Origin of the sequence: Pseudomonas sp. IT-P100 (genome assembly GCF_949767185.1) — a bacterium.
Taxonomy (GTDB): domain Bacteria; phylum Pseudomonadota; class Gammaproteobacteria; order Pseudomonadales; family Pseudomonadaceae; genus Aquipseudomonas; species Aquipseudomonas fluorescens_B.
Genome location: NZ_CATKQK010000006.1, coordinates 130,914 through 154,110 on the forward strand (window position 1 = coordinate 130,914; position 23,197 = coordinate 154,110).

At 60.9% G+C, this 23,197-nt stretch carries 21 protein-coding genes; 14 read left to right on the plus strand and 7 right to left on the minus strand.

Annotated features, from left to right (window positions below; genetic code table 11):
- Positions 1-148: 148 nt before the first annotated feature.
- Complete coding sequence (locus ACM6IQ_RS05395; protein WP_017336345.1) at positions 149-2,095, minus strand: methyl-accepting chemotaxis protein; 1,947 nt, start codon at positions 2,093-2,095, stop codon at positions 149-151.
- A gap of 52 nt (positions 2,096-2,147) precedes the next feature.
- On the minus strand, positions 2,148-3,818 hold the full coding sequence (gcbA, locus tag ACM6IQ_RS05400; protein ID WP_017336346.1) for a diguanylate cyclase GcbA: 1,671 nt from the start codon (positions 3,816-3,818) through the stop codon (positions 2,148-2,150).
- 326 nt (positions 3,819-4,144) lie between these two features.
- Here gcbA and ACM6IQ_RS05405 point away from each other — a divergent pair, with 326 nt between their 5' ends.
- From ACM6IQ_RS05405 to ACM6IQ_RS05450, 10 genes are all read left to right on the plus strand, one after another.
- Complete coding sequence (locus tag ACM6IQ_RS05405; RefSeq protein WP_414878212.1) at positions 4,145-5,296, plus strand: DUF2515 family protein; 1,152 nt, start codon at positions 4,145-4,147, stop codon at positions 5,294-5,296.
- Positions 5,293-5,976, plus strand: a complete 684-nt coding sequence (locus tag ACM6IQ_RS05410) for a hypothetical protein (protein ID WP_414878213.1) — start codon at positions 5,293-5,295, stop codon at positions 5,974-5,976. Before ACM6IQ_RS05405 ends, ACM6IQ_RS05410 begins: the two co-directional genes overlap by 4 nt.
- Before the next feature lie 57 nt (positions 5,977-6,033).
- Positions 6,034-6,369 carry a hypothetical protein gene (locus ACM6IQ_RS05415; RefSeq protein ID WP_017336349.1) on the plus strand — a complete coding sequence of 112 codons (336 nt, stop codon included), beginning with the start codon at positions 6,034-6,036 and terminating at the stop codon, positions 6,367-6,369.
- Positions 6,370-6,522: 153 nt separating this feature from the next.
- On the plus strand, positions 6,523-7,590 hold the full coding sequence (locus ACM6IQ_RS05420) for a DUF2333 family protein (protein WP_017336350.1): 1,068 nt from the start codon (positions 6,523-6,525) through the stop codon (positions 7,588-7,590).
- Between the two features lie 3 nt (positions 7,591-7,593).
- Positions 7,594-8,142: an NUDIX hydrolase gene (locus ACM6IQ_RS05425; RefSeq protein WP_414878214.1), complete on the plus strand. Its 549-nt coding sequence runs from the start codon at positions 7,594-7,596 to the stop codon at positions 8,140-8,142.
- A gap of 291 nt (positions 8,143-8,433) precedes the next feature.
- Complete coding sequence (locus tag ACM6IQ_RS05430; protein WP_007947660.1) at positions 8,434-8,805, plus strand: translation initiation factor Sui1; 372 nt, start codon at positions 8,434-8,436, stop codon at positions 8,803-8,805.
- A gap of 218 nt (positions 8,806-9,023) precedes the next feature.
- The gene (gene speA, locus ACM6IQ_RS05435; protein WP_017336352.1) at positions 9,024-10,937 is read left to right on the plus strand and encodes an arginine decarboxylase; all 1,914 of its coding nucleotides are present in this window, start codon (positions 9,024-9,026) and stop codon (positions 10,935-10,937) included.
- Between the two features lie 233 nt (positions 10,938-11,170).
- Entirely contained in the window at positions 11,171-12,487 is a 1,317-nt protein-coding gene (locus ACM6IQ_RS05440; RefSeq protein ID WP_414878215.1) for a type VI secretion system Vgr family protein, read from the plus strand.
- Positions 12,484-13,266: a DUF4123 domain-containing protein gene (locus ACM6IQ_RS05445; protein ID WP_414878216.1), complete on the plus strand. Its 783-nt coding sequence runs from the start codon at positions 12,484-12,486 to the stop codon at positions 13,264-13,266. Before ACM6IQ_RS05440 ends, ACM6IQ_RS05445 begins: the two co-directional genes overlap by 4 nt.
- 18 nt (positions 13,267-13,284) lie before the next feature.
- Positions 13,285-14,160, plus strand: a complete 876-nt coding sequence (locus ACM6IQ_RS05450) for an alpha/beta hydrolase (RefSeq protein ID WP_414878217.1) — start codon at positions 13,285-13,287, stop codon at positions 14,158-14,160.
- Here ACM6IQ_RS05450 and ACM6IQ_RS05455 read toward each other — a convergent pair.
- Together ACM6IQ_RS05455 and ACM6IQ_RS05460 are read right to left on the minus strand one after the other, a co-directional pair.
- Positions 14,154-15,503: an MATE family efflux transporter gene (locus ACM6IQ_RS05455; RefSeq protein ID WP_414878218.1), complete on the minus strand. Its 1,350-nt coding sequence runs from the start codon at positions 15,501-15,503 to the stop codon at positions 14,154-14,156. The genes ACM6IQ_RS05450 and ACM6IQ_RS05455 overlap by 7 nt on opposite strands.
- A gap of 203 nt (positions 15,504-15,706) precedes the next feature.
- A complete protein-coding gene (locus tag ACM6IQ_RS05460; protein ID WP_017336357.1) occupies positions 15,707-16,000 on the minus strand; it encodes a hypothetical protein in 294 nt (97 codons plus the stop codon).
- Between the two features lie 179 nt (positions 16,001-16,179).
- Here ACM6IQ_RS05460 and ACM6IQ_RS05465 point away from each other — a divergent pair, with 179 nt between their 5' ends.
- The 4 genes from ACM6IQ_RS05465 to ACM6IQ_RS05480 are packed head-to-tail and all read left to right on the plus strand — an operon-like array spanning position 16,180 to position 18,467.
- Positions 16,180-16,482 (plus strand): MazG-like family protein, encoded by a 303-nt coding sequence (locus ACM6IQ_RS05465; RefSeq protein WP_017336358.1) that lies wholly within the window; start codon positions 16,180-16,182, stop codon positions 16,480-16,482.
- A complete protein-coding gene (locus ACM6IQ_RS05470; protein ID WP_017336359.1) occupies positions 16,482-17,231 on the plus strand; it encodes a methyltransferase domain-containing protein in 750 nt (249 codons plus the stop codon). The genes ACM6IQ_RS05465 and ACM6IQ_RS05470 overlap by 1 nt, the downstream gene beginning before the upstream one ends.
- 12 nt (positions 17,232-17,243) lie before the next feature.
- Positions 17,244-17,855 (plus strand): DUF4136 domain-containing protein, encoded by a 612-nt coding sequence (locus tag ACM6IQ_RS05475; protein ID WP_414878219.1) that lies wholly within the window; start codon positions 17,244-17,246, stop codon positions 17,853-17,855.
- Positions 17,856-17,909: 54 nt separating this feature from the next.
- Entirely contained in the window at positions 17,910-18,467 is a 558-nt protein-coding gene (locus ACM6IQ_RS05480) for a DUF4136 domain-containing protein (protein WP_017336361.1), read from the plus strand.
- Between the two features lie 182 nt (positions 18,468-18,649).
- Here the strand turns inward: ACM6IQ_RS05480 and ACM6IQ_RS05485 are convergent, their stop codons facing one another.
- From ACM6IQ_RS05485 to ACM6IQ_RS05495, 3 genes are all read right to left on the minus strand, one after another.
- Positions 18,650-20,638, minus strand: coding sequence for a sensor histidine kinase (locus ACM6IQ_RS05485; protein WP_414878220.1), 1,989 nt, complete (start codon positions 20,636-20,638; stop codon positions 18,650-18,652).
- A 246-nt stretch (positions 20,639-20,884) separates the two neighbouring features.
- A complete protein-coding gene (locus tag ACM6IQ_RS05490) occupies positions 20,885-21,739 on the minus strand; it encodes a MaoC family dehydratase (RefSeq protein WP_414878221.1) in 855 nt (284 codons plus the stop codon).
- A 2-nt stretch (positions 21,740-21,741) separates the two neighbouring features.
- Positions 21,742-23,094 (minus strand): 3-oxoacyl-ACP reductase, encoded by a 1,353-nt coding sequence (locus ACM6IQ_RS05495; RefSeq protein WP_414878222.1) that lies wholly within the window; start codon positions 23,092-23,094, stop codon positions 21,742-21,744.
- Positions 23,095-23,197: the final 103 nt, after the last annotated feature.

Sequence of the window (23,197 nt, forward strand, 5' to 3'; positions counted from 1 at the left end):
GAGGTGCGGGAATGATAGCGGAGTCGTCGCGGATGCGTATGTAGGCGCTGTCGAGTGAAACGAGGCTGCGATCTTTTGACGTTGATCCAAAAACCAAAATCAAAGATCGCCGCCTCGTTTCACTCGACAGCGCCTACAGGGAGTCTGGTCAGACGCGGAAGGCTTGAACGGCTGTATGCAACCGCCCTCCCAGCACCAACAAATGCTCCCCTTGCTCACGTCCCTCACCGATGCGCAGCAGGTTATCCCCACCCAGCTGGTGAATCCGCTCACTGTGATCGCGGATCTCGCTGACCGCGCCGCTTTGCTGAGCGGTGACATCGGCGATGCGTACGGCAGTGTCGGAAATGGTCTGGATCGCCCCGACGATTTTATCCAGCGCGCCGTCAGCGGCCTGGGCCTGATTGGCCGTTGCTTCAGCATGCTCAACCTGCGCACGCATGCCTTGCACCGATTGCTGCGCCGCCGTTTGCAATCCGGCGATCAAGACCTGAATCTCGGCCGTGGCGCCAGCGGTGCGTTGCGCCAACGAGCGAACCTCTTCAGCCACGACGGCAAAACCACGGCCCATTTCCCCGGCGCGAGCCGCTTCAATGGCTGCGTTCAAGGCCAGCAGGTTGGTCTGGTCGGCAATCGAGCGAATCACCGTCAGCACGCCGCCGATGGTGGCCGATTCCGAGGCCAGGTGTTCGATCATCTGTGCATTGCCTTGCACTTCATCGACCAGTGCGTGCAGCCCGGTGAGGCTCAGGCCGATGACTTTTTGCCCATGTTCCACCGCCAACCCGGCATGGCGGCTGGCGTCGGCAGCCTGGCTGGCATCACCGGCCACTTGTTGAATGGTCGCTTCCAGTTCGCCGAGAGAATCACGGATGAGCGCCGTGTCACCCGCCTGATGCTCGGCGCCGCTGTGCAGGTCATTGCTCAATTCTGCCAGGGTGCGGCTGCTGCCGGCGACCTGTTCGGCGTTAAGGCGAATGGTCCCGACCAGATCGACGAGGTAGGCGCGCAGACGGTTGAGCGAGGCTTGAATGTCATGCAGCTCGCGATTGGTCTTGCCCAATTCAATGTCCCGGCTGAAGTCGCCTTCGGCCCAGGTCGAAAGCGCCGGCGCGAGGTTGGTCAGTGTTCGGGCCAGGCGTCGTTGCAGGGTGTCGATGAGCAACGCGATCAGCAGGATCAGGCCGATCATCACGCCTTGCATCAGCCGCACTTCGCTTTGGATCTGCCCATGCTGGGCGCGGACCACCGGTTCCAGCCCGGCGATGGTCTGTTGTACCGCAGCGATTTTCAGGTGAGTCGCGGCGCTGAGGTCGGTACGTTTCTGGATCTGCTCACGGGTGCGCGCAAGCTCCGCGGGATAGCGGGTTAGCAGGCTGTTGAGTTCGCGTTTGAGCCCGACGCCAGCATCTTCGGTCACGGTTTTTTCGGTGTTCTCCAGGCCCATCATCGCGGCGAAATCATCGGTGCCCGATTCACTTTTACTGGCAACGCCGAGTAGCGGCAGGGCATCCAGACGTTCTGCTTGAGCGCGGATGTTGGTGACTTCACGCTCAACATCCGCCGCCAGTTCGCTGCGACCGCTGCTGACCAGTTTGTCCCGGGCCAGCGACAGTTTGCCCAGGTGTTGGGATGCATTAAGCAGAGGCGTCAGATAAGTCGCGTTATCGCTGGCGTACTGGCTGAGCTGATCGAGGCTGGCACCGAGCTCGCGTTCGGCTTGCAGCAGCAGTGCCTGAGGATCTCCCGCGAGTTTGCCGGCGGCCAACAGGTCGGTTTTGCTGAACTCATCCAGGTTCGTCAGGCTGGGGCGCAAGGTGTCGGCCAATGCCGGCGGCAACTCCACGAGCTCCTTTTGCAATGCGTCTATGGCCTGGCTGGCGCTGCTCAGGCGCAAGGCGTCACCGCTGGCGAGGTAATCCTCGACGTTGCGCGCCACTTCATTTTGAAATTGCTGTGACAGCCCCAGGTAACGCTCCATCAACAAATACGGGCGTTCCAGGGCTTTTTGCGACCACCAGAGCGTGGCGCCGAGGGCCACGCACACGGCGACTAAAAGGAGGGTGTTGAGATTGGTCAGCAGCTTCAGGCGCATCGCGGGACTACCAACGGCAGAATGGTAAGCCCCTGAAGTTATTGCGTTTCTGTTACAGGGTTATGACTGACTGGGTGGATTCCGATGAAAAGGTGGCATTTTGCTTTGATGCCCGCGCCGCCTGTACGCGGTTGCGCCCGGCGTGCTTGGCACGGTACAGGGCCTCGTCCGCCTGGCTGGCCATCATCAGGCCGTCGGAGTCTTCGCCCAGCTCGACCACCCCGGCGCTGAAGGTGCACCAGAGATCCTGCGGCTGCGCGGGGTAATGAATTTCCGCAAAGCGCTGACGGATTTCATCGAGGACGTTGTAGGCGGCTTCGATATCGGTGTCCGGCATGACGATGGCGAACTCTTCGCCGCCGTAACGGCCGATGAAGTCAGTCTTACGCAGGCGTTGCTTGAGAAACAGCGCCAGGCTCTTGATCACGCGGTCGCCCATCGGGTGGCCGTGACTGTCGTTGACCCGTTTGAAGTGGTCAATGTCGAGCATCGCGAAGCTCAAAGGCTTGCTCTCGCGGCGGGCGCGAAACGAGCAGTCTTCGAGCAATTGCAGAATGTGCGTGTGGTTGTACAGCCCGGTGAGGCTGTCGCGGACCATCCGCGCTTTGAGATTGCGCGCGCGCGCTGCGCGGTTGCGCACCGTGGTGATCAGGTGGCGCGGCTTGATCGGTTTGGTCAGGAAGTCGTCGCCGCCCTCGCTCATGGCGTCGAGCTGCTTGTCCAGATCGTCTTCGGCGGACAGGTAAATGATCGGCACGCTGACGTAGCGGTCGTTGTGACGAATGACCTTGGCCAGTTCGGTACCGGTGCAGGTCGGCATGTACATGTCGAGGATGATCAGGTCGGGCTGGAAGTCCGCGAGTTCAGCCATGGCCTGGATCGGCTCGATCAAGGTCCGCGTGACGATTCCGGCGCTGTTGAGCAGACGCTCGGTATGCAAGGCCTGTGCGCGGGAGTCGTCGATGATCAGCACTTTATAAGGTTCGTATTGCGCAACGCAGGTCAGGACTTCGATCTTTTCCAGCAGGCTCGAGGCTTCGAGGGTGCCGGTCAGGAACTCCTGGCCGCCAGCACGCACCGCCGCGAGGCGGGTCGGGGTGTCGGTTTCGAGCAGGCTGAAAAACAGCAGTGGCAACGGTTCATCCAGACCGACCTGGGCTTCGGCGGCCAGTTTCAGGCCGATGCCGGGACCGCTGAAGTCCACGTCCATGACGATTGCGGCGGGCAAGCGTTCGACCATCGACGAACGAAAGGCCGCCACGCTGTCGAGGGATTGGGCGCTGAGTCCAAAGAATTCAAGCTGCTTGGCCAGGCGCTCGGCACGGTCGTGATCCTGGAGCATCACGTAGATCGGCTTGCGCAGCGGCGGCAGGAAGGTTTGTTCGAGTTGATCGCCATGTCGCAGGCCGGTGCGCGACAAGCGCTGCATCAGGCGATTGAGATCAGTGATCAGGCCGCTGCTCAGGCGTCCGCGATTGGCATCGACGGCTTCCAGCGACTGGCCGATGTGGCGCGCCAGCTGGATGTGTTCCGGTTGTTCGAAACGCTCGGCGAAACGCTGCAGGCGCAGGTTGGCCTCGCTCAGTTCCGATAAATCGGTGACGGACCACTCGCTGCGTTGCAGGCGCTGCCAGATCTCAAGAATTTGACGTGCCTGATGAATTACCCGCTGGGCAAAGTGGTGCTTGAGGCGCTCACGGCTGGGGTCTTCTGGCTCGGTCATATCCTGACTACTAGTTAGGGTGCATGCTGAGATCGACTGGTGGCTCTATGCTAGCACCTCTTTTCGTTTGCATGAGTGTCGTACGTCAATAATCTGCAAAGCGACGTCATTCAGTTTCTGACTGGCTGGTCTGAAAATGCCTGAAGGTTATTCCGAAAGGCCCGTGGGCTGGGTGTCTCAGGGCACTTTTCGTGATTTTGTGCGAAGCGTCCGTAAGCTTGGCGAGTGTTATTTGTCAGGGAGTTCTGGTTTTTGGCTTGCTGGATTCGAGCCGGGTTTTAGGCGTGTAGGGTGTCAGGGAAACCCTTAGATGCCATCCACGAATCATGACCCAGTGTTTCAAAGACCAACCCAGCGATCAGCAGCACCTCAACCACAACAGCACCCCCATCGCTGACTGTGAATGCAAAGAGGAGCTGCTTTATGGCAGCAAGGCACTCATTACCGACGTGCCGATTCTTACTTGCGCCTGCCTATGGCGACACTACCAGCGCGAGGCGGAAGAGATTGTCGCACCCGGTGGGGTACTGGTTGCCGACCCGGTAGAGCGCAACCGCGTGATCAACGCTGCCTACGCTCGCCTGTGGCTGCACGATTCAAGGTTTCAGTGGGCCGGGCTGGCGGCATTTGCCTCCAAGCAGGTCGGCTGCGGATTACTGCATGCGGCGGACAGTATCGACCTCATTCGCAAGGAGTACGAGGCGCGGCAGCGTGTGCGCGATAGCCGCAGCGAGTTCGGGTTGCTGACGCCAGACAAGATGGCCGAGCAGGCGGATGAGTTGCGTGGCTATAAGGAAGCGGATGCGCGTAATCCTGTGCCCTCTGTGGATTTTCGTTCAACGGGTGAGGACTTGTCGCTGGTGCAGCAGCAGTTCCGGCATGTGCACGACATGATGGCGCTGGGGAATACCACGCTGTTTCTGGATGTTTATCCGTTGCATGAGTTTTATGCGAAGCGTGGGTTCAGAGAGTTGAAACAGTGCTTGGGAGCACGAGCGGGAATATTTGGGCATCCGAAGTTTCCGGTGCTGTGGCCGGTGGGGGAGGAAAAGCTCGAATTCGGGCTGGATTACACCGAGATTTTTCTGGGTTTTGAGGCGATAGAGGACGGAGATATTGCCGCAGGTGTTAAGCATTTGGCGCGGCATGAGCAGAAGAATATCCTCCAGCCAACGATTTACCAGGACCGCCAACTGGTAGCTTTGCTGCGTGCCAATCACGCCTCCTACGTTACGGGGTTTCCTTCAGGCGTTGCCCAGGCGATTGAGTTGACCCTTACCAGTCAGTGTCAGCGTGTCGGGGACGGGCGCACCGTCGATTTTGGCGACAACCCACTGGCGGACTTGTCCGACATCAATCAGCGAATGGAATTCGTGCTCCAGGCAGCGACACGCTTTGATCGGATGCTCGGTGACCACAACCGTTATGCATTGGAGCAGTCAATCAACGAGATCGCAGCAAGCGGTAGTAGTCAATGACTCTTCGATCACATTGGTTCGGCTGGCGCTGCGGCGCCTTTCTTCTTGTCCTGGCTGGCCTGACGTGGGCCGTCATACACCGCCTGACGCAACCTCTCTGGGATGAACCCGAAATCGTCGTGGAAATGGGGGGGACGTATGAAAACCTGCTCAGAAACTCTTCAGCTCCCTTTAGTCCGGAGATCCGTGACCGCATCTGGTTCGGCATTCCCATGACCGACGCACGATTGCGATTTGTTGATCCACAATTCGGATTCACCACGCCGGCGGCGCGCTTTTTCACTGTCAATTTTGACGACAATGTCATTTCCGGTATCCGCATGTCCCCGCAGGTCGAACCGCTGCTAATCGATGATGCCCTCGAGGTAGTTCTCGATCTGCAAGACCAATGGCGTGAAAAAGGTTGGGTGGCAAAAGGGCTGCGAAACAATCCCACAATCTCCGATACCCCTGAGTGGCGGGCCTACTTGAGTAAAGGAATTCTCTCCGGACGATCCTATTGGCAGGCGGGCGACAAGTATCAGGCCATGCTGATAATGGGGCGTTTCGAGGATTATCGAAATCCGAGTCAGGAACGCTACCTCATCACCTTGGACCTCGGTAAAGCCTGGCGGCCCTTTGACGAAATCGAAGACATGTACGACAAGCCCAGTCACTTCCCCGCCCCACAACCCAAATAAAAAGGAGCCCCACCATGCCAACTCCCGCCTTCATGACCCTGCGCGGCGAACGACAGGGTGATCGACACTGACAGCGAAGTGCTTGACCAGATCGAGCGGGGAGAGTGGTGGTTGGTCAGGCCTGAAGCCGATTACGCTGACTGGGTCATGCCGGAGCGGAGCTTTGATCCTGCGATCATGGAGCTGATGCAAAATCCCCCCGCCCAGGCCACAAGATCGCCAAGGCTCTTTCGCCTCCTGGACAGCGTAACCGGTGAGCCGCTGGCGCAGCGTCACTATATCGCGACGGTGGATGGGGACACGGCGCCGCGCAGAACTGACGGAAAGGGCATCGCGCATCTTTTTCTATCGGCGGAGGTTCAGCCAATCTCAATGAAGGTCACTGGCGTTTAACACGGGCAGGGCGGCTCGGGTTCATGGACACGGTTTTCACCGCTACCTGACGGTAATTTACCCGGATAACCTGACGACGGGTGCCGGGCAAAGGCACGTTGTTGTATGGTTGTGGTCGAACCGATGAACTCAAGTGATTGAAAGGATATCGCCATGCTGGACTGGAAGAACCGCGCGGGCAGCGCGCCTGAACGTGCCGCCGAACCGAAATCGGCCACCCGCAGCTACATCGGCGGCCTGTTGTTCAGCCGGGCGCTGGCCACGTTGATCGGCCTCTACCTGATTGTGGCCGTTGCGCTTGGCTGGTACTGGAGCCAGGAGCCGGCGCTGTTCCCGGTTCAACAGAATGCCCAGGTGGCTGCCGAGAAAGAAGGCAAGCAGATGGTCATCGGCTACACCACGGTCGAAACCCTCAAGACGGTTGCCGACACCTTGTTGACCAAACCGGGCGGTTACATTTCCAACGATCGTTTCCCGCCGGGCCTGTGGATGGATAACACGCCGAGCTGGGAATATGGCGTGCTGGTCCAGGTCCGCGACCTGACGCGTGCGTTGCGTAAAGACTTCGCCCGTTCGCAATCGCAATCGGCCGAAGACTCCGATCTGGCGAAAGCCGAGCCGCGTTTCAACTTCGACAATAAAAGCTGGGTGCTGCCGTCCAGTGAGTCCGAGTACCTGGAAGGCATCAATTCCCTGAGCCGCTATCAGGCGCGCCTGTCCGATCCGACGCAGAAAAACGCGCTGTTCTATGCCCGCGCCGACAACCTCAACAACTGGCTGGGCGATGTGGGCACCCGCTTGGGTTCGCTGTCACAACGTCTGTCGGCCAGCGTTGGCCGGGTCAAACTGAACACCGCGCTGAAAACCGAAGTGGTCGCGCCGGGTCAGGTGCCACAGGTGGACGAGGAAGTCGTCGAAACACCGTGGATGCAAATCGATAACGTGTTCTACGAGGCTCGCGGCCAGGCCTGGGCGTTGTCCCATCTGCTGCGCGCCATCGAGGTCGATTTCGCCGATGTGCTGGCGAAAAAGAACGCGACGGTCAGCGTGCGCCAGATCATTCGTGAGCTGGAAGCCTCGCAAGAGCCGGTCTGGAGCCCGATGATCCTCAACGGCAGCGGCTTTGGCGTGCTGGCCAACCACTCACTGGTCATGGCCAACTACATCTCCCGGGCCAACGCAGCGGTGATCGATCTCCGTCAACTGCTCAATCAGGGCTGAGTCATGGTCGATAGCGCCAAAGAGGCCGCCCATCGCGCAGCCTCGGATGCCGAACAGATCGCCTGGGTCGACGAGCAGGACAACCTGCTCGGCGCTCTGGTTCGCTCCGACCTGCGCGAGCGCGGGCTGATCGGCCGCGGCACGTACATCATGCTGTTCAATTCCGTCGGAGAGCTCTGCGTGCATCGGCGCACGTTGAGCAAGGCGATTTATCCCGGTTACTGGGATGTGGCGGCAGGGGGCATGGTGCTGGCCACCGAAACCTACGCCGAATCGGCCGCCCGTGAACTGGAAGAAGAGCTCGGTGTGAGCGGTGTGGAACTGACCGCCCATGACCATTTTTTCTTCGAAGACACTGGTAATCGCCTCTGGTGTTCGGCGTTTTCGGCGGTGTGGGACGGCCCGTTGATCCTGCAGTCGGAGGAAGTGCTCGAAGCGCGCTTTATTCCCGTCGATCAGGTCATGCTGGAAATCCAGCAAAAGCCTTATTGCCCGGACTCTTTGGCCGCCTTGAAGCGCTATCTCCGGGCTCGCGGGGAAGACGTCGCATAAGAGGCATAAATTGGCGCCGATTGGCTCTTAGCAATCGGCGTTTTTGCCGTTACACTGCGCGACCTTTTCAAGCTGAACCGGCATTGCTTTTTTTAGGAGCTGCCGCAGGCTGCGATCTTTTGACATTGCTTTTGATTCAACATCAAAAGATCGCAGCCTCGTTGCACTCGCCAGCTCCTACGCAGGGCTGTACCGGTTCAGTAGCGCTGCCCCTGCCTGAGTGGGGCTTCGCGGTCGATGGCACTTGCCCAAGTGCCGCGACCAGTCTTTGTCCTCCCAAGAGGATTGCCGGTGGCCAAAAAAGCCGCATCCTTCGCCGCCCTTGGTGGCCTGGTATTTTCCACCGACGCAGGTCGTCATTGCCCGGAATGCAGTAAACCGGTGGACGCCTGTATCTGCAAACAGACCGTTATCCCGGCCGGCGACGGCATCGCTCGCGTGCGTCGCGAAAGCAAGGGGCGTGGCGGCAAGACGGTGACCACCATCACCGGCGTGCCGCTGGCCGAAGACGCGCTCAAGGACCTGGCCACCACGTTGAAGAAGCGCTGTGGCACCGGTGGAGCGTTGAAAGACGGAATCATTGAAATCCAGGGCGATCATGTCGAGCTGCTGTTGGGCGAGCTGATCAAACTCGGTTTCAAGGCGAAGAAGTCCGGCGGCTAGCAGCCTCTGTGAAAACCACCCCCGGCTTGATCCGGGCCTGATTCAACCCGGGTCCGCCGTCGCCTACATGGTTTTCACAGAGCCTGTTCTGACCGGTTTCTAAACTCACTGCGGTCAGCGAGGTCTATCCCCTCGTTGACGAACCGTCATTTTCATCCTTTAGACTGCGCCGGCCTGAACCCAGGCGACGCTCTATGACTTCTTTATAGGGGACTTCAATGTCCGTACGACGCACACGCAAAGACGATGGCAGCCAATGGACAGTTGCGGACAGCCGCAGTGTTTACGGGATTCGCCATTGGGGGGCCGGGTATTTCGCGATCAATGATGCCGGTCGCGTCGAGGTTCGTCCGAACGGTCCGACCAGTTCGCCCATCGATCTGTTCGAACAAGTCGACCAGCTGCGCAAGAGCGGCCTGTCCTTGCCGTTGCTGGTACGTTTCCCGGACATTCTGCAAGACCGCGTGCGTCAGCTGACCGGCGCGTTCGACGCCAACATCGAGCGCCTGGAATACCAGAGCAAATACACCGCGCTGTACCCGATCAAGGTCAACCAGCAAGAAGCAGTGATCGAGAACATCATCGCCACGCAAAACGTGTCGATCGGCCTCGAAGCCGGTTCCAAGCCAGAGCTGCTGGCGGTACTGGCGCTGGCGCCGAAGGGCGGGACCATCGTCTGCAATGGTTACAAGGACCGCGAGTTCATCCGTCTGGCGCTGATGGGCCAGAAGCTGGGCCACAACGTGTTCATCGTGATCGAGAAAGAATCCGAAGTGGGACTGGTGATCGAAGAAGCCGCCTCGCTGAAGGTCAAGCCGCAGGTCGGCCTGCGTGTGCGTCTGTCGTCCCTGGCCTCGAGCAAGTGGGCAGACACTGGCGGCGAGAAATCCAAGTTCGGTCTGTCGGCGGCGCAATTGCTGTCGGTGGTCGAGCGTTTCCGCGCGGCGGGCCTTGACCAGGGCATTCGTCTGCTGCACTTCCACATGGGTTCGCAGATCGCCAACCTGGCGGACTACCAGCACGGCTTCAAGGAAGCGATTCGTTACTACGGCGAACTGCGCAACCTCGGCCTGCCGGTGGATCACATCGACGTCGGTGGCGGTCTGGGCGTCGACTACGACGGCACGCATTCGCGCAACGCCAGCTCGATCAACTACGACATGGACGATTACGCCGGTGTCGTGGTCGGGATGCTCAAGGAATTCTGCGACGCGCAGAGCCTGCCGCACCCGAACATTTTCTCCGAAAGCGGCCGCTCACTGACCGCGCACCACGCCATGCTGGTGGTGCAAGTCACCGACGTCGAGAAACACAACGACGACGTGCCGCAGATCGAAAACAAGGAAGCGCTGCCGGAAACCGTGCAGTGGCTGGTTGACCTGCTCGGCCCGACCGACATCGAAATGGTTACCGAGACCTACTGGCGCGCCACACACTACATGAGCGACGTGGCCACCCAGTACGCCGACGGCAAGCTGACCCTGGCGGAAAAAGCCCTGGCCGAGCAATGCTACTTCGCCGTGTGCCGTCGCCTGCACAACTCGTTGAAGGCCCGTCAGCGTTCCCACCGTCAGGTGCTCGACGAACTCAACGACAAGCTGGCCGACAAGTACATCTGCAACTTCTCGGTGTTCCAGAGCCTGCCGGACACGTGGGCCATCGGCCAGGTCCTGCCGATCCTGCCGTTGCACCGTCTCGACGAAGAACCGCTGCGTCGCGCCGTATTGCAGGATCTGACCTGCGACTCCGACGGCAAGATCAAGCAATACGTCGACGAGCAGAGCATCGAGACCAGCCTGCCAGTGCACGCACTGAACGAGGGCGAGGATTACCTGCTGGGGATTTTCCTGGTCGGCGCCTATCAGGAAATTCTGGGCGACATGCACAACCTGTTCGGCGACACCGACTCGGTGAACATCTACCAGAATGCCGACGGCAGCGTATACCACGCGGGTATCGAAACCCACGACACCATCGAAGACATGCTGCGTTACGTGCATTTGTCGCCGGAAGAGCTGATGACTCACTACCGCGACAAGTGCGCCAGTGCACGCATCACCGCCGCCGAACGTACCCAGTTCCTCGACGCATTGCGTCTGGGCCTGACCCGTTCGTCTTACCTGTCTTCTTGAGGTAAGTCGCCGCGCTCATCAGGTTGTCTGAAATTGTTCCGCACGCTGCGGAAATTTCGGATGACCTGGTGCGGCGGTTCTCTATTTCCCCGCGAAATTGCCCACACTCCCGGCTATCAAAGCCATATGGTCTTCTTTTCGCGTAGGCCATTTCCTAAGTTGTACTTCGGCACTCTACTCAGCCATGGCTCTCGGCGAGAATCCCCGGCCGCCCCTCCTGTAGAGAATCGCCGATGTTCGATCCAGTCAACGAACCTTCATTTCGTCTGGACGTAGCCGGTCTGCCCGACCCTTTCGAAGTTCTGGCCTTTACCGGTAGAGAAGCGATCAGCGAGCCCTTTGTGTTCGATATGGACCTGCTGATCGATGACCCGACGCTCGACCTTGCGAGCTTGCTGTACCGCCCGGCCGCTTTACATTTCGGGCCGGAGGGCAGCACGGTGCATGGTCTGTTGCATGAACTCGTCCAGCGTGACCATGGCCCGACAGTCAGGCTTTGCCATGTGCGTCTGAGGCCCAGGCTGGCTTGCCTTTCCCAGCGTTTCAGTCGACGCATTTTCAACGACGTCTCGGTGCCCGAGATTCTCAGCCAGGTGCTCAAGGAGCACGGCATCACGGGTAAGGATCGACGCTTCGAACTGAGTGGCGATTACCCGCCCCGTGATTTCTGCACGCAGTATCGGGAGTCGGATTTGCAGTTTCTCCAGCGCCTGTGCGCCCAGGAGTGCCTGCATTATCACTTCGAGCATCACGCACGCGGGCACTGCGTGGTGTTTGGTGATGGTCGTGGCCATTTCCGTCCCGCTGCGAACGCGCCGTTCCAGGTCGATGGCGAGCAACCGGCGGTGCGGCAGTTTCAGCTTCAGGCGGGGCAGCGTACCGTGCCGGGTGTGGAAGGTCGTACAGACTTGCCGACGTTGCGCAGTGGTCAGTTGATGCCGTTGTCCGGCCACCCGGTTGCCGACTGGAATCATTTGTGGCTGCTGACCCATGTCGAACATCAGGGGAGTCAGGATCCAGTGGCTCCCTACAGTAATCGGATCCGTGCGCTTCATGGAGCCACCTCCTTCGTCCCGCCTCCCTGTGCGGTGAAACCGCGGATGCACAGCCTGCAACGAGCCTGGGTGGTCGATGTCGATGAACCTCGGCCGGATCCCTCTCGGCCAGTGGCCGTGCAGTTCGACTGGCTCTATCAGGGCGAAGGCGCGGCCCCCAGCCATTGTTGGCTACCGCTGGCCGCTGAGCTGGAGGATCCGAGCGTCTCGCTGCTGAGCGAGGGCACCGAGGTGGTGGTGAGCTTTATCGAGGGCGATCCGGATCAGCCGCTGATTTGCGGGTTTCTTCATACGCCGTCGCGGGTCGAGGCGGTCGAGGAACCCAGCCCGCCAGAGGCCAGCTCACTCCATGACGGTTTGCTGGAACTGCTGCGCTCGGGTGAACCCTTGGTGCTGTTGTGTCTGTTACCCGGCGGCGGCAGCTTCAGCCACTGCTCGCAGGCGCTTTGCACCTGTCGGGCGGCGACGCTGTTTGGCCAGAGCGGTGCTGCATGATTGGCGCAACCCCGCAATGGCTGTTGCTGGACGTCCCGAGTGCGACTCAGGCGAGCGCAACACTGCAACAGGTATTCTCGCAGGCCCAGCGGTTCTGGCTGTTCGAGGGCACCGAACTGCAGGCGTTGCGTGAAGACGGCCCGGCGCTGGTCGACCTTCGAACGTGCCCGGCGCTGGCCGAGTTGTGCTACAGCGATACGCAGGCCTTGCGTGGCTTGCTGATTGTCAGCGAGGTGTCGTCATCGCGATTGCTGGCGCATTTACGCCGCATGCTCATCGTGACTTGCGGGCTGCACCATCGAGCCTTGTTGAGTTATTACAATCCGAACACGGCCAGTTACTTCTTCGACGCCTGTGATGCCCGCGAGCTGAGTCGCTGGCTGGGACCGATCAGTCAGTTGCACTGGTTCGGCGGGACGTGGGCCGATCGAGCGATCGGCAGTCAGGGCTGGCAGCAGTTGTTCAACCCGGGGCTCGCCGTGAGCCCGCTGGCGGTCGAAGAAAGCCTCAGCCCCCGTCAGCGGGAAACCCTGCAAACCTGCCTGCTGGAACAGCATGCCTGGCACTGGAGCCAATCCACCGGGACCGATTACCGCCGCTTGTGGTCCCATGTGCAGGAAGGGCTGGCGCTGGGTTTCAGCGAACGGCCGGTACTCGATGGCTGGCTATGGCTACGCTTGCAGTACCCCCGCGCTTCGCTGGTGCCGCCATTATCGGGGCTGACCCAGCAGGAACGCCTCGATAGCCTGCGCATTCGGTGGCAGAACGATCAACCCTGAATACGAGGTACGGCATTAATGACGAGCACTCTGCGGCGACTGTTCTGCCTGGCAATGGGCGGGTGTCTGCTGTTGGCGATGACGGCGTGCTCGCCACTGAAATTGCTCAATGCCCTGACGCCCGACGGGAGTTTCGACAAGACCGAGGGCATCGCCTACGGTGCTGATCCGCGGCAAAAACTCGATGTGTACGTGCCGAGTCATCCCGTGGCGAACGCCCCTGTTGTGGTGTTTTTCTATGGCGGCAGCTGGAACAGCGGGTCCCGCAGCGATTACGGGTTTGTCGGCGAGGCTTTGGCGTCTCGGGGGATTGTCGCGGTGCTGGCAGACTATCGGTTATATCCGCAGGTGCGTTATCCGCTGTTCCTGGAAGATGGCGCAAAAGCGGTTGCCTGGACACACGAACACATTCGGCAGTTTTCCGGGAGTCCGCAGCGGCTATATCTGATGGGCCACAGTTCCGGGGCGTACAACGCTGCGATGTTGGCGCTGGACCCCGACCTGCTCGGCGCGGTAGGCCTGTCGCCGCACAATCTCAGCGGCTGGATCGGTCTGGCGGGACCGTATGATTTTTTGCCGATCAAGAATCCGGACGTACGCCCGGTATTTTTCTGGCCGGATTCACCGCCGCAGTCGCAGCCGATCAATCACGTCAGTCGTGGCTCGCCGCCAGCCTTGTTGATGGCCGCGACGGACGATGAGCTGGTCAACCCGGCGCGCAACACCGGCGGCCTGGCGCGCAAGCTGCGCGAGGCGGGCGTACCGGTGCAGGACCTGTACTTCTCGCGTCCCGGCCACGCCACGCTGGTAGCGACCCTGTCACGACCGATGCGCGGTCTGGCGCCGGTGCTGGAGCAGGTCGCCGCGTTCGTGAAGGCGACGCCGGGTCAGTGAGCCCGGCCGCTGAACCAGCCGTCGTTGTTGCGCAGAAACCAGGCAATCACACCAAGGGTCAGGCTGCGCAGCACCATGAACAACAGGAAGGTTATCCACAGTCCGTGGTTGCCCAAACCTTGCAACGCCCAGCCAAACGGCAAAAGTAGAATCACGGTCAACAGCATGCCGTTGCGCATTTCCCGAGCGCGGGTGGCGCCGATGAACAGCCCGTCGAGCAAGTAGCTCCAGACCGCGATCAAGGGCAGGGCGGCGAGGTAGGGCAGGTAGATGAACGCCGTATCGCGCACGCTCTGAATGTCAGTCTGCATCTCGATGAACAAGTGCCCGGCGAACAGAAACAGCACGGCAAACCCCAGGCTCGCCAACAACGACCAGCCACAGGCAACGACCAGTGAGCGGCGCAGGGCATCACGGTCGCGAGCGCCAATGGCATGTCCGCACAACGCTTCCACCGCGTGGGCCAGGCCATCGAGCGCATGGGCGGTCAGCAGCAGCCCGTTGAGCAACAAGGCGTTGGCCGCGACGGTGGCGTCACCCAGTCGTGCGCCCTGTACGGTGATCAGGAAAAACACTGATTGCAGCAACAGGCTGCGGATGAATATGTCGCGATTGACCGCCAACAACGGTCGCCAACTCTGCCACAGCGCCAGTGCGGCCCAGGCGATGTGGCCGGGGTAGGCGCGCAGGGCCTTGCGGGTCATCAGCAGGCCGATCAGCGCGCCGGTCCATTCGGCGATTACCGAAGCCCGGGCCGAACCGACCACGCCCCAATCCAGGCCGAGGACGAACCACAGGTTCAGCGCAATGTTGACCAGGTTGGTGCTCAGCAGAATCGCCAGTGGTGCCCGGGCGTTTTGCGTGCCGAGGAACCAGCCGACCAGCGCATAACTGGCCAGCGCGGCCGGGAGGCCGAACAACCGCGTGTGAAAGAATTCGCGGGTCAGTTGGTCCAGCTCTGCCGAGGGTTGCATGAAGTGCAACGCGACTCCGCTCAACGGGATGCCCACCGCCCCCAATGCAATGGCCAGAACCATGGCCAGCAACAGCCCCTGCAACAGAATCTGCCGCAACGCTGCGCCATCCCCGCGTCCGGCGGCCTGGGCGGCAAAACCGGTGGAGCCCATGCGCAGAAAGCCCATGGCCCAGGCGAGAAAGGTATACAGGCTGGCCCCGACCGCGACAGCGCCCAGTTGATGGGCGTGAGGCAAGTGGCCGATGACCGTGCTGTCGACCAGCGCCACCAGCGGCACGGAAATGTTCGAGAGGATCATGGGCGCGGCGAGTGCCCAGACCCGGCGATGGGTCGGGCGGTCGCGCCAGTCGGCAATCAGGTTGGACATGCAGGCTCCTTGGAGAGCCGGCATTGTAGCGATACATGCGAATCCGCAGCATCAATTGTGGCGAGGGAGCTTGCCCCGCTGGGTCGCGAAGCGGCCCCAACCCCCGACTTCGAGTGTATGCAGACACACCGCGCTGGCTGATTTACGACTGCTTCGCAGTCGAGCGGGAGCAAGCTCCCTCGCCACAGTGTTTTGTGCGAGGGCTAGTGGATTATCCAGCTAAGCAACCACAACCCCAGCAGCAACCAGATGATCCCCATGATGACCGACGCATTCATGAACGCCCGGATCGCCGACCACAACAGCATCAGCCCCAGGATCAACGCAATGATGCTGATGATCGATGTGTCCATGCCCAGCGCGCGGGACAATCCTTCGACAAAATTGCTGCCGGCATGGCTCAACAGATTGAACAGGCCGCTGAGGGCGTCAACGATAAAGCGGATGACTGAACCGATTGCCTGGCCGAGCCATTCGAAAAAACTTTCTACCTGCATGTCGTTAACGTCCTGATGTAAGTGGTTGAGCCTTGGGCCATTGAACGCGGTGGCGAGTTCCCTGTAGGAGCTGCCGGAGGCTGCGATATTTTTGATTATGGAGCAAAGAAACGCGCCTTACCGAGATGCTTGCCTTCCTCAGTCATCCCCCCGAAGCTATACGCCTTCAGGAGAGCCCGATGAACCTTGTTGAACTGACCGAACGCCTGCACGCCATCCGTGACCGCAATGACTGGCGGCAATTTCACAGCCCGAAAAACCTGGCCATGGCCGCGAGCGTGGAAATGTCCGAACTGGTGGAAATCTTCCAGTGGCTGAGCGAAGACCAGTCACGCCAGTTGCCGGCGGACAAACTGGCCCATGCCGGGCAGGAGGTCGGTGACATCGTGCTCTATCTACTGCTGCTGTGCAGCGAGTTGGGGCTGGACATGAATGAAGTGGTGCGCAGCAAACTGGCGGACAGTGAACGGAGGTTCAGCTGATGAGTGACCGTCATTTCGATCAACTGGCAACCCGTTTCGCCGAAAAGATCTACGGCGGCGCCAAGGGCGCGATCCGCCTGGCGGTGCTTCAGGCCGACCTGGCCGAAACCCTGCCTGACCGTCCGCTGCGTGTGCTCGACATCGGCGCCGGCCTGGGCCACATGTCGTTGTGGCTGGCCCAGCGCGGTCATGACGTGACGCTGGCAGAGCCCGCCGAGCCGATGCTGGAAGGCGCCCGCCAGCGTTTTGCCGACGCCGGCCAGACGGCTACTTTCATTCAGGCGCCGTGGCAGGATTTGCTCGGCCAACTCACCGAGCCCTACGATCTGGTCCTGTGCCACGCGGTGCTGGAATGGCTGGCGGAACCCCATGCAATCCTGCCGGTACTGCATCAATTGACCAAGCAGGATGGCTGGTTGTCTCTGGCCTTCTACAACCGCGATGCGCTGATCTATCGCAACCTGCTCAAGGGGCACTTCCGCAAAATGCGCAAGAACGACATGGCGGGTGAAAAGCAGAGCCTGACCCCACAGCAGCCGCTTGATCCGCGTGAATTGGCGGCGCAACTTGAAGGCCTGTGGCAGGTCGAAACCCAGAGCGGGGTGCGTGTTTTTCACGACTACATGCCGGTGGAGTTCCAGGCCCGCGCCGAACTCGTGGACTTGCTGGAAATGGAACTGGCCCACCGTCGTCACCCAAGTTTTGCCGGGCTTGGGCGCTACTTGCACTGGATCTGTCGGCCGGTCTGATCGGAGCGCGAAATGAAACGTCGTTCAGGGTTACTGGTGATCTGTCTCGGGTTGGCTGCCTGCCAGGGCACCAATCCCTATGTGGCAAGTTCCAAACCGTTGCCGCCGGCGCCACCCGAGGCGGCCAACACCTTCGATCGCAGCGCCTACCCGGCTGCGCCGCGTGACTACGGTCGCTACCGCAGCTGGGCGTGGCTCAACGGGCGCATGCCCGCGGGGTCGGCCTGGGCGGATTCGGCGCAAGTCGCCGAGGCCGTGAGCAATGCCCTCGATCAGCGCGGTTTGCGGCCGCTGCATGACAATCGCCCGGCGGACTTGTTTGTCAGTGCCAATCTGCATCTGGAAACCCGCTTGCGTCAGGTCCGGGACGACTATGGTTATTACGGCGGCTATGGCGGTTACAACCACCACGGCAGCGGTTATGGCATGTACAACACGGTGCCGATCGTTCGCACGTATTCGGAACAGGTCGTGGTCGTGAGGGTGGACCTGTTCGATGCGCAAAGCGGTCAACCGGTGTGGAGCGCGAGCGCCGAAACCGCCAACAAGGGCAGCCAGAGCGCCCGCGCCGATGCCATACGGGAGGCTGTGGAAAAGGCCATGTCGGCGTATCCTCCCAGTTAGCTTCTGCAATCAGGAAGCGTTCCGCAGGTTCATGTCTTCAATCGGAGAATCATCATGTTCCGCCGTCTCGCTTTACTGGCAGTGGCCGCGCTCCTGAGCGCCTGCGCCGCCAACCAGGTCAATCATGACTTCGACGCCAGCCGCGACTTCGCCGCCTATCGCAGCTGGAGCTGGAAAGACCCCGCCCTGCAATATCGCCCCGATGACCCACGGATCAAAAGCGACCTGACCGAACAGCGCATTCGCCAATCGGTGGCCGATCAGCTGGATCAGCGTGGCCTGCGCCCGGCCGCTGCGGGCAAACAGGGTGATTTGAGCGTGCAAACCTACCTGATCGTCGAAGACCGTCAGCAACAAGTGACCACCAACTACGGCGGCGCGTGGGGTAACCCGTGGAATGGCTACTGGGGCGGGCCGATGTACAACGAAACCCGCAACATCAGCTACAAAGTGGCAATCATTCAGATCGACCTGCTCGACGGCAAGGACGGCAAACTGGTGTGGCGCGGCAGTGACGAACAAATCCTCAGCCGCTCACCGAACCCGTCGGATCGCAGCACGGCGATACGTGAAACGGTCGGCCGGATACTGGCCAACTACCCACCCAAATAAACACCGGGAGCGCATTTGTGGCGAGGGAGCTTGCTCCCGCTTGAGTGCGTAGCGCTCACAAAAATCGGCAATGGTTGTCCGATTTTTTGGGCCGCTACGCAGCCCAGCGGGAGCAAGCTCCCTCGCCACAAGGGGATTTTTGTTGTCAGGGGAGAGCCGGTTGGCGGACAGAAAGGCAAAGCCTATCGTGTGCTCGGGGCGTGCACGACAATTGGCAGCTCAATACAGAATCGCGCGCCCTCGGCCGAGTTGCTCGTGCGCAGTATTCCACCCATGTTCTCGACGATACCGTGGCTCACCGACAACCCCAGCCCGGTGCCCACGCCCACCGGCTTGGTGGTGAAAAACGGTTCGAAGATCCGCTCCAGTAATCGCGGATCGATACCGCCGCCGTTGTCCTCGACCCACAGTCGCACTGACTGTTCGTCACGCTCGGCGTGCACCGAAATCCACGGCTTGAAAGCCCGATCCGCTTCGCATTTGCTCAGCACTGCGTCCTGTGCGTTGACCATCAGGTTGATCAGCACCTGTTCCAACTGATCGACGTAACCCCGCACCTGAACCTCGAAACCGATTTCGCTGACCCTGAGCTCGACGCCTTTGCCCCGCAAGCCTTCAGCCAGCAGCGACAGCGTGCCCTCGATGGCCTCAACCGGATTGAACGGATGCTGTTCGACCTCCGAGCGCCGGCCGAACACCCGCATGTGGTCCACCAACCGCGCCGCACGCTGGACCTGGGCATTGATGCGGTTGAGTTTGTCGGTCAGATAGTCGACCTGTACCTCTCCGTTGCTCAAGCGCTGGAGCACACTGACGATGGCCATCTGCATCACGTTCAACGGCTGGTTGATTTCATGCGCCAAGCTTGTGGCCATTTCGCCGAGGGCGGCCATTTTCGCGCTCTGGGCCACTGCGGCGTCCTTTTGCTGATTTTTAATGTCGCTGATGTCGAGCATGAAGCCCACCAACCGCCGGTCTTTGCCGACGCCCATGGCTTGGCCTTGCAGGCGATACCAGGTTGGCGTCTCGGGGTGATGCAGGCGCACGCAGAGCAATAAAGGCGTGCCGTCATCCTGCAAGTCTTGCAGGCGACTGCGCAGCTCTTCGCGGTCGGCGGGGTGGATATGCTCAAGCCAGTCGCGCAAGGGTATGCGTTGGCTGATCAGATTCAGGGGGCTGACCAGCGACGGCGCCAACTGCACCTCGGCACTGTCGCTGAAAATTTCCAGCCAACCGGAGCCGAGCAGGGCTTGCAACGATTCCAGTCGTTCCAGTTGCAGATGGTGCTGATGCTCGCGCAAGCGTTCCAGCAATGGCCCGGCGAGCGCGGCGACGAGCTGCAGCCAATCACGTTCGGCGACGTCGGGTGCACGTTGCTGCGCCGGGTAGAAGCCACAGAGCAACCACGCGACCACGCCTTGCGCATTGTGATAGGGCACCGCAAACCCATCGGTACTGCCAAAGAGGCTGTGCAGGCGCGGGTGCTCGCCGTGGGTCAAATGCTGAGGGGCAGAGCCGTTCAAACTGTCGAGCCCGGTGCCCAGGCGCTGACCGTTTTGCCACAGTGGGGGGGCATCGAAGGCCGTGTAATGCTGGTGGATCTGCCAGCCGTCTTCCTGTTCATCCAGCAACGCCACGGCCAGACACGGAATCTGAAAATGCTGCGCCAGGTGTTGCAGTTGCTCTACCAGTACTTCGGGCAGGCGCGTCAGGCTGCACAGGCGCAACTGGTCGCCGATCTGTGTCGCGAGCAATTGGCAGTGTTCGCGGCTGCGCGCTTGCCGGCGTTCGTGCAACAAGTCGCCGATGTCCAGCAACTGCAACAGCCAGGCATCGGCCAACGGCTGCACCCAGCCGCGCAGGTGCAGGGGTTGTCCGCTGAGGCTGTAGAAGTCCAGGTCCAGACTTTGTCCTTGCCAGTCGGCCGGCGTGCCTGCGATGGCGAGGCTGCTGTGCGGCATGAGGAAATCGTGTAGAAGCGGCGCCTGCGCGGCAGGGTGCTGTTGGGCCAGGCCATGGCGCAGTGGGCCGGCCAGATGAACTACCCGGCCTTCGGCGTCCAGGCGCATCTGCAGGCCGACACCCGCTACACTCCGGGCGCTGGAGGATTCCGGTGGCGGTGGCGGATGGCGGTTGAGCAGGCGCCCGAACAGCTTGTCCCCGGAACTCAAAATTGCACGCTCGAACGGGCGGTGGCGTCGGTGGCGACTTTGAAATTCAGTACGACGGGAATCCGGGCCAGTTGCCGGTTCAGCTCCGTGCTGGCCATGGCACTTTTTCGCTTGCGGGGGAGGCTTGTTTTCATGAGTGCGTCTACCCTGACTATCACTATGTAATGTCAGCATAGAATCATTCAGCAAAAACGGACGTTTTTTACCGGATGCAGGGCTTTGTCCTACGGATTTGGCGGACGAGGGTCAGGCAACCGGCCGCCAATGTCCGACCATATGTTCCAGACCCCCGGCACCCGCCAGCTGAAAATCGCCACTGGACCCCGCCGCACTGGCGAGCAACGTCACCTCCGCGGGCAACCGCACCGGCTTGCGAAACTGCACGGCAATCTCGACGTTGGCGGTCGGTAAATGATCGTTTAGCGCCGCGAGTGTCCTCGCCTTGTTCCACAATCCATGGGCAATGGCGGTCGGGAAGCCGAACAGCTTGGCGCTCGCAGCACTGAGGTGGATCGGGTTGTAATCGCCGGACACTTTGGCGTATTGCCGGCCAATGTCCGCCGGCGCTTTCCAGTGGGTGACCTCAGTCAGCGCTAGTGTCGAGATCAGCACTTCCTCGACCGGCTCACCTTCGAGTTTTACGCCGCGACAGAGCATCTGGCTTTCAGCTTCCCACAACACCCCCAGCTGATCATCGAGCGTGGTCAGCAGATCGAACGTCGCGCCCTTCGCATGGGGTTGCAGATTCTGCACCTGCACGCTGATGCGGACACGGTTCACGCCGCCCATGGGCCGCAAGACGCGAATGCGGTTGCTCAGGTGAATCAACCCCAGCAGCGGGAACGGGAAATTCTTGTCAGTCAGCAGTTGCATCTGCAACGCGAACGCCAGGATGTGGGGATACGTCGGCGGCAACAAACCGTTGTCGGCAAACCCGCAGACGTTGCGATAAGCCGCCAGACGTTTCGGATCGACATCGACCCAGCAACGCAAACCCGAATCGGGCAACGTGGAGCCGGTGATCTTGCGTCGCGTCGCGGCCTGCACATACAACCCGGGCAGGCTTGGTTCGCGGTTGAGCGTGTGCCAATCGGTAATCATCGCTAAGCCCCCAAAACACTTTGTCCGCAGACGCGCAGCGCTTGCCCGGTGAACGCGCCGGTGCCCGGTTGCGCCAGCCACGCCACCGCTTCGGCGACGTCTTGCGGCAGGCCGCCCTGGCCCAGCGAACTCATGCGCCGGCCCGCTTCACGCAGGCCGAACGGAATGTGCGCAGTCATTTGCGTCTCGATGAACCCCGGCGCCACCGCGTTGATGCTGATGCCGCGTTCGTTGAGCAGCGGCGCCCAGGCTTGGGCCAGCCCAATCAACCCGGCCTTGCTCGCCGCGTAATTGGTTTGCCCGCGATTGCCGGCGATGCCGCTGATGGACGCCAGCAAAATCACCCGGCCGTTGTCGCGCAGGGTGCCACTGTCGAGCAAGGCCTTGGTCAACACCTGTGGGGCATTGAGGTTGACCGCGAGCACTGCATCCCAGAATTCCGGGGTCATGTTGGCCAGGGTTTTATCGCGGGTGATACCGGCGTTGTGCACCACAATGTCGACGCCGTCAGGCAGTTGCTCGATCAACTGCGTGCCGGCGTCTTCCGCGCAGATGTCCAGGGTAATGCTGCGCCCGCCGAGGCGTGCGGCGAGGGCGTCGAGATCGGTTTTTGCCGCGGGCACGTCGAGCAGGATCACGTCGGCGCCGTCACGGGCCAGGGTTTCGGCAATCGATGCACCTATGCCGCGTGCGGCGCCGGTGACGAGAGCCTTGCGCCCCGACAACGGACGCGTCCAGTCCGTCACCGGCGTGGTGCAGGGGCTCAGGTGAATCACTTGTCCGGAGACGAACGCGCTTTTTGGCGAAAGGAAAAACCGCAACGGGCCTTCCAGTTGATCCTCGGCACCTTCGCCGACGTGAATCAATTGCAAAGTGCCGCCACTGCGCAGTTCCTTGGCCAGCGAACGACTGAAACCTTCCAGGGCACGCTGAGCGCTGGCAGCAAACGGATCGCTCAACGTCTGCGGTGCGCGCCCGAGAATGACCAGGTGCGCGGAGTCCTCGAGGTTTTTCATCAGTGGCTGGAAGAACTCGCGCAGCTGTTTGAGCTGATCGGTATGCATCAGATGACTGGCGTCGAACACCACTGCCTTCAGCTTCGGGCCGTGACCGGGAATCCACGCGGTGGCGATCGAGGGTTCGCTGTCGTAGCTGTAAATTGCATCGGTCAGGCGGTTGGCGAAAGCGCTGACATTCTGCGCCAGCGGCCCGCCGCCGATCAGCAGCGCCCCTTCGACAGGGCGCAGTCGACCTGCCTGCCAGCGTTCCAGCCGAACCGGCGTCGGCAGACCCAGGGCCCCGACCAGACGGTGGCCGATGGATGAATTGGCGAAGTCGATATAGCGATCAGACATGGAACGCGCTCCAGTAGCTGGGGTTCAAAGTGTGGACCACGAATGGCAATCAGTCGTTCGATTCACGAGATAAGGCCTACGCTTGGACATTGCGGAGGTTTTC